This is a genomic window from Corynebacterium sp., assembly GCF_030152825.1.
In the GTDB taxonomy this organism is placed as follows: Bacteria; Actinomycetota; Actinomycetes; order Mycobacteriales; family Mycobacteriaceae; genus Corynebacterium.
This window is the reverse complement of sequence record NZ_JASLIP010000056.1, coordinates 1-6,371: the sequence shown is the minus strand read 5'-3', so window position 1 is coordinate 6,371 and position 6,371 is coordinate 1. Positions and strand designations below refer to the sequence as shown.

Here is a 6,371-nt window from a genome sequence, read left to right as displayed (position 1 = left end):
TTGCTAGGCTGGGCGCCATGACTTCCACCAGCACAAACACCGCACACGTAATCGTCCAAACCGACCCGAAGGACCCCAGCTCCCTCGACTGGCAAGCCATCGACAAGCCCCAGCCCGCCGAAGGCGAAGCCCTGGTTCGGATCCACTATGCCGGGCTCAACCGTGCCGACACCCTGCAGGCCCAGGGGCACTACCCGCCGCCAAAGGGCGTGACGGAGACGATTGGTTTGGAGGCCGCCGGCGTCGTCGAAAATCCGAACGGTGCTACGAAGCCGGACGGCACCCCGTGGCAGGAGGGCGAAGAGGTAGCCGTCCTGCTCAGCGGTGGCGGTTACGCCACGCACGCGGCCGTCCCTGCAGGTCAGCTGATGCCGATCCCGAAGGGCTACAGCCTCGCGGAGGCCGCCAGCGTCGTGGAGGTCGCGTGCACCGTGTGGTCGAATGTCGCGGATATCGCGGGGCTGAGTGAAGGCGAGCTCGCCCTATTCCACGGCGGTGGCGGGGGCATCGGCCTTTTCGCCACGCAGTACGCGCACGCCATCGGCGCGAAGGTCGCAGTGACCGCGGGCAGCCAGGCGAAGCTCGACGTGTGCCGCAGCTACGGCGCGGACACGCTGATCAACTACAAGGAGGAAGACTTCGCGGAGGTGCTGCGCGAGCTCGGCGGCGCGGACGTCATCCTCGACATCATCGGCGCGAAGTACCTGGACTCGAACGTGAAGGCTCTCGCGATGGACGGCCGCATGGTGATCATCGGCATGCAGGGCGGGGTGAAGGGCGAGCTCAACATCGGCCGCCTGCTCAGCAAGCGCGGCACGATCTCCGCGACGGGACTGCGTTACCGCGATGCGGAGGATAAGGCCCGCATCGTGCGCGGCACCCTCAACGAGATGTGGCCGCTGCTGGAGAGCGGGAAGATCAGCCACCACATTGACCGCACCGTCCCGATTCAGGACGCCGCCGCGGCGCACCAGGCACTGTTGGCGGGCGAGGTCACCGGCAAGGTCGTGTTCGAGGTCCCACAGGACTAGGGTTCCGCAGGACTGGGGGGTTTCGGAGCCAGTCCCTGGCCACCGCGAGGCGCGACCTGAGGTGGCCGGGGTTGAGCTGAGCCAAGCGCTGAGCCTAGAGGCTGGGCAGTCGGCGTTGCGCCGGGTGCGGGCGCGGGATTGACCTGGCTGGGAGCCTGAAGCGCCGGGTGCGGGGGCGAGTTGGCCACGGTCCCAGACCCGGCGCGATGAAGGCCGCGGCTAGCGCAGGCTCGCGACCGCGCGGAGCAGGCGATTCACATCGCCGACCGTGTTGTGCACGCTCAGGCCCACGCACACCGCTCCGGTGCTGGACTCGAAAACGCCCATCTGCTCCAGCAGCTCCGAGTCCCCCGGGGGAATCACGCTGGTGACCACACCCTGCGCGAACAAACGATCGTGCACCGCCTCCGCCGGCACCCCATCGATGAAGAAGCTCAAGCGCGGGATGCGCTCCACCGAGTCGTAGTCGAAGTGCTCCTCGTACTCCCCCTCCAGGCCGATGACGTGCGCCCCCGGCAGCCCGTGCAGCCCATCAACCGCCAGTCGGGCCAGGCCATGCACATAGTCCTCCGCCAGGGGAAGCCCGCCACGCAGCCGACGGCGACGCGTCCCACTCAGGGAGTTCCCCTCCTCATCGGACGCCAGGTCCGCCAGGTGATCCACCGCTGCGGAGACACCTCCGAGCAGACCCTCGCTCAATCCGCCCAACTCCAGCCACTCACGGGCGCGCTCCACCGACGGGTGCACCGCACCGCGCAGCGCGAGACCACCTGAGCCGGGGGCGACGTCCTTATGAGCGTCGAAACGAGCCGCCGAGCGGGCGCGGGACTGGCGCGGCGGGTGCGGGAATAGCTCTCCCATGAGCTCTACCGAACGGAAGACCAGCGCGCCGATCGACGGACCACCGATGGTCGCGACGTCCAAGGCCAGGACGTCCGCGTCCAGGTCAGCGACATCGATCACGTGGAACGGGGCGAGGGCGTTCGCGTCGACGACGAAGATGCCGTCCGACTTCGCGTGCACCGTGCGGCCGATCGCGGCGACGTCCGTGACTGTGCCGACGTGCTCATTCGCCGCGGCTACCGCGACGACCGCAGTCTCCGGGCTGATCAGCTCCGTGTACTGCCAGGCGGGGAGGACGCCCGTGGACAGGTCGGCCTCCGCCCAGCGGACGTCCGCGCCGTACAGGTCGGCGGCGCGCAGCCACGGGTCGATGTTCGCGCTGTCGTCGACGCGAGAGAGGACGACCTGGCGGCCCAGGCGCAGGCGGCGGGACAGGCTCTCCGCGAGCTGGTTGATCAGCTGCTTGCGGGAGCTGCCCAGGATCACATGCTCCGGGCGGGCGCCGACCAGGTCAGCGATCGCGACGCGGGCGGATTTGATGTGGCTTTCGCCGATGCGCGTGCCGGGGCTGGCGGCGCGGCTGTGCTCCCCGTGGGTTTCCTCAATCGGGGCGGCCAGCGGGGCTAAGCGGAAGGCGCGCGAGACCGCGCCAGAGACGCGCTCGGGTAGCTGCGGGTCCGTCGCCGCGTTCAGGTAGACCCAGCCGTCGGAAAGGGAGGTGTACAGACCACGCACCCTGGGGTTGTCGAACCGTGCGTTGTCGAGCAAGCCATCTCCCTTCCTGGAAAAACTGCTGGCGCCGGGATGGGCCCGGGGCGCCGACGGTACCGAAGTCTCTAGCGGCGCGGTGGCCCCGCAGGTGCTAGCGGCGCTGCGATACCGGGCAACGACGCCGAACGCTGGCACCTGGTGGAACCTGGCACTGGCGTCGTGAAAAACCCGCGAACGTTGGCGCCACCGTGAAACCCCAGGCCAACCGCATCAGCGACGACCCCAGGCTCCGTTACGCAAAAACAATACCAGCGCCACCTGACAACGTCCGACCCAGAAGCCGAGGGGATCCGGTCTGAACCCGAGAGCGGCCGTTCGGCCGCTACCGCGGGGGGCGGTTCGGCCACAACCTCGCGGCCGTTCCTCGGACTCACGGCCACCACAGCCGCGATTCCGCTGCGCACAAAGCGCAAACTGCAGCGTGACGCGGGTCGCAACAGAGGAGCCGCGGGACCCGACCCCGGCGCGCTTGAGCGACCGTGTCCGCACCTCCTACTAGAATACGTTAGTCATGACAGACCTCAGCAGGATCACCGCAACCCACGACGGCGACATCCCAGCCTCGCGCTCGCAAACCTTCGCCGCCGCCTGGGACGATCTCACACGGGGATTCCAGCAGCGTGAACTCTGGCTCGCTCTCGGCTGGCAGGACATCAAGCAGCGCTACCGGCGCTCCGTCCTGGGCCCACTGTGGATCACCATCGCCACCGGCGTGATGGCCGCCGCCCTGGGCCTGCTGTACTCCCAGCTCTTCGGCATCGACGTGGCCGTCTTCCTGCCGCACGTGGCCGTCGGCCTCATCATGTGGGGCTTCATCGCCGGCTGCATCAAGGAGGGCGCGGAGGTCTTCATCTCCAACGAAGGCCTGATCAAGCAGCTGCCCTCCGCGCTATCCGTGCACGTCTACCGGCTCGTGTGGCGGCAGTTCCTCTTCCTGCTGCACAACCTCGTGATCTGGCTGGCGCTGCTCGCGATCTTCCGCATCCCGGTCGGGTGGGAAGTGCTGCTGGCGGTCCCGGGGCTCGCACTGCTCATCATCAACGGTGTGTGGGTGACCATGTTCTTCGGTATCGTCGCGACCCGTTTCCGCGACGTCGCCCCGTTGCTCGAATCCCTAGTCCAGCTGGCCTTTTATATGACGCCAATCGTGTGGACCGCACAAACCCTCACCGATCAGGGTGGCGCGGTCGCCGAGCGGGCAGCACTGGCCAAGCTCAACCCGCTGTACCACTACCTGGAGATCGTGCGCGGGCCGATGATCAACGTGCCGGTCGAGGCGTCCTCCTGGTACATCGTTATCGCCATGACCGTGGTGGGTCTCGGCCTTGCCCTGCTAGCCATGCGGAAGTGGCGCTTCCGTGTTAGCTACTGGGTGTAACAAGGCGAACGGGTTGGCGTCCTAAAGAAAAGAAAGAACAAGCATGAACCAGCAAGTCAGCATCGACACCTACAACGCCTGCGTGGATTTCCCGATCTTCGACGCGAAGACCAGGTCGCTGAAGCACACGTTCCTGGGCGCGACGGGCGGCGCGATCGGGCGGAACGAGTCCAACACCGTGATGGTGGAGGCGCTGAAGAACATCAACCTGCACCTGCAGGACGGCGACCGCGTGGGGCTGGTCGGGCACAACGGTGCGGGTAAGTCCACGTTGCTGCGGCTGCTGTCCGGGATTTACGAGCCGACGCGCGGGTCCGCCGTGGTGCGCGGGCGGGTGGCGCCGGTGTTCGACCTGGGTGTGGGCATGGACCCGGAGATCTCCGGCTACGAGAACATCATTATCCGCGGGCTGTTCCTGGGACAGACGCGCAAGGCGATGAACCGGAAGATGGATGAGATCGCCGAGTTCTCCGAGCTGGGGGATTACCTCGCGATGCCGCTGCGCACGTACTCCACCGGTATGCGGATTCGTTTGGCGTTGGGCGTTGTGACCAGCATCGATCCGGAGATTCTGCTGCTCGACGAAGGCATCGGTGCCGTGGACGCGGCGTTCATGGCGAAGGCGCGGTCGCGTCTGGTTGAGATGGTGAAGCGCTCGGGCATCCTGGTGTTCGCTTCGCACTCCAATGAGTTCCTGGCGCAGCTGTGCGATAGCGCGTTGTGGATTGACCATGGTGAGATTCGGCAGGCCGGCGCGGTGGACGAGGTCGTGGAGGCCTACGAGGGGCCGGAGGCTGGGCAGCACGTGCGCAACGTCCTGCGCGACTTGGGCCGGTAGCCGGGCCGGGGGTTTCTTCGGGGTTACGGGGGGACGGCGCTGGGCTGAGGTTACGGGGGCTCGGAGGCTGGCGCTGGTACGTAACCGGTTTTGGGCTGTCTTGGGGAAAACTCCGGTTTTGGGCTGTGCCGTGCCACAAAACCAGCAAAACCCGACACGCTACGGCCCAAAACGGGGCCGATTAGCCCGTTCCAGGAACCAAACGCCTCGCCGGATTGTCTAAGAAACTAAGAAACCGACAACAATTCACGTCGGGCAGGCCGGCATTCAGGGGTTATCTGGGGATATCACTGAGGGGATACCGCTGATCGACTTCGCTGACGCTGGTGTAGGTGGGATCCGCCGGGGACGACGGGAGCTCCCGGAAAGGGCTCCGGCGCTCACCGCAAGAGATAGCCGCACTCCTCGGCGGACTGCCCGGCAAAAGAAACGGGGGAGCCAATGCTATTGCCGAGCAATTTCACGAACCGCACGTATCAGGAGGTGCCGCGCACCTGGCGGCAGCTGCAAGACCGTGGAGTTACCCGCACCATGCTCCATCGATACTTCGAGCCGTGCACCTTTAAGACTTGGCTCGCGAAGCCACCGGAAATTCTTCGCGCTCTGGAACTGGCCCAAACCGCGAAGCAACGAGCTGCGATTCTCGAGCGCCACGCCAGCCGTCCTGCGTTGGAGTTTCCGCACGATACTCGAGTTCGAGGGCATTTCATGGCTCACCCATCCTGGATCGCAGGCGGGATCTCTGCCCTAGCAATGCAGGGTTTTCCGTACTTCCACGAGGGACAGCCGGCCCATATGATCACACCGAGCTCGCGAAAGAGCACACAGCACCCGAGGCAAGCTCGACGAAGCACGGTGAAAGTGACGTTCGAGCCCATCCTTCGTCACGACGCGCTCCTGCCGGACCTCCCCCTTGCTCCGCTATCGATCGCAGCCAGTCAGTTCCTGACAAGCATCTGCCAGCAAAAGCACACCTGGTACAGCGCTCGACTTCCCTGCATCAAGCCCGTCCACCTTCGGATCATTCAGGGTGCCGACGCCCTGTGCACCTTCACAAAGCTCACCCCAGCTGAGCTTCTGGCTCAGGTCAACAATGTACTCCCTGTCTCCCGTGAGGTGCATCGGGTGGTGCTCAAACACGGTGTGCTCGGCGCTGACTCGCCGCCCGAGACGTGGATGCGCCTGCTCCTCAAGCCCCTGTTGCCGGATCTGGAGGTTCAGGTACGAATTTCGGACTCAGACGGGCCCGTAGCGACTGCTGATCTGGGATCTTGGGAAACCGGGCTCATGATTTTCTATGACGGCGCGTATCATTCGGCAGCTGAGCAGCGCGAATGGGACACCGAAGTGAATACGCGCCTGACCGCCCTCGGCCTCATCCCGTTGAGGCTGAGCGCCTTAAGCATGCGCAGTCCGGAACAAGTGTTGGAGCGAGTGCGCACCATCATCCGCCACAAGCGACGTGGCTGAGATTCTCGAGCTGGTTTTGGGCCGTGCCGTGCCATAAAAC

5 protein-coding genes are annotated in these 6,371 nt (G+C 65.6%); 4 read left to right on the top strand and 1 reads right to left on the bottom strand.

Annotation, left to right across the window (positions count from 1 at the left end; all coding sequences use genetic code 11):
* The first annotated feature begins 17 nt into the window (after positions 1-17).
* Entirely contained in the window at positions 18-1,031 is a 1,014-nt protein-coding gene (locus Q1V78_RS06635) for an NAD(P)H-quinone oxidoreductase (RefSeq protein ID WP_300612901.1), read from the top strand.
* Positions 1,032-1,250: 219 nt separating this feature from the next.
* On the opposite strand, the gene Q1V78_RS06630 is transcribed toward Q1V78_RS06635, so the two are convergent.
* On the bottom strand, positions 1,251-2,567 hold the full coding sequence (locus Q1V78_RS06630) for an aminotransferase class V-fold PLP-dependent enzyme (RefSeq protein ID WP_300612899.1): 1,317 nt from the start codon (positions 2,565-2,567) through the stop codon (positions 1,251-1,253).
* 589 nt (positions 2,568-3,156) lie between these two features.
* Here Q1V78_RS06630 and Q1V78_RS06625 point away from each other — a divergent pair.
* From Q1V78_RS06625 to Q1V78_RS06615, 3 genes are all read left to right on the top strand, one after another.
* Positions 3,157-4,023: an ABC transporter permease gene (locus tag Q1V78_RS06625; RefSeq protein ID WP_300612897.1), complete on the top strand. Its 867-nt coding sequence runs from the start codon at positions 3,157-3,159 to the stop codon at positions 4,021-4,023.
* Between the two features lie 43 nt (positions 4,024-4,066).
* A complete protein-coding gene (locus tag Q1V78_RS06620) occupies positions 4,067-4,861 on the top strand; it encodes an ABC transporter ATP-binding protein (RefSeq protein ID WP_300612895.1) in 795 nt (264 codons plus the stop codon).
* A gap of 447 nt (positions 4,862-5,308) precedes the next feature.
* Complete coding sequence (locus tag Q1V78_RS06615) at positions 5,309-6,331, top strand: hypothetical protein (RefSeq protein WP_300612893.1); 1,023 nt, start codon at positions 5,309-5,311, stop codon at positions 6,329-6,331.
* The last annotated feature ends 40 nt before the right edge of the window (positions 6,332-6,371 follow it).

Excerpts from the sequence above, each read along its gene's own strand:
- Q1V78_RS06635 (WP_300612901.1), top strand. The coding sequence starts at position 18 with ATGACTTCCACCAGCACAAACACCGCACACGTAATCGTCCAAACCGAC.
- Q1V78_RS06625 (WP_300612897.1), top strand. The coding sequence starts at position 3,157 with ATGACAGACCTCAGCAGGATCACCGCAACCCACGACGGCGACATCCCA.
- Q1V78_RS06620 (WP_300612895.1), top strand. The coding sequence starts at position 4,067 with ATGAACCAGCAAGTCAGCATCGACACCTACAACGCCTGCGTGGATTTC.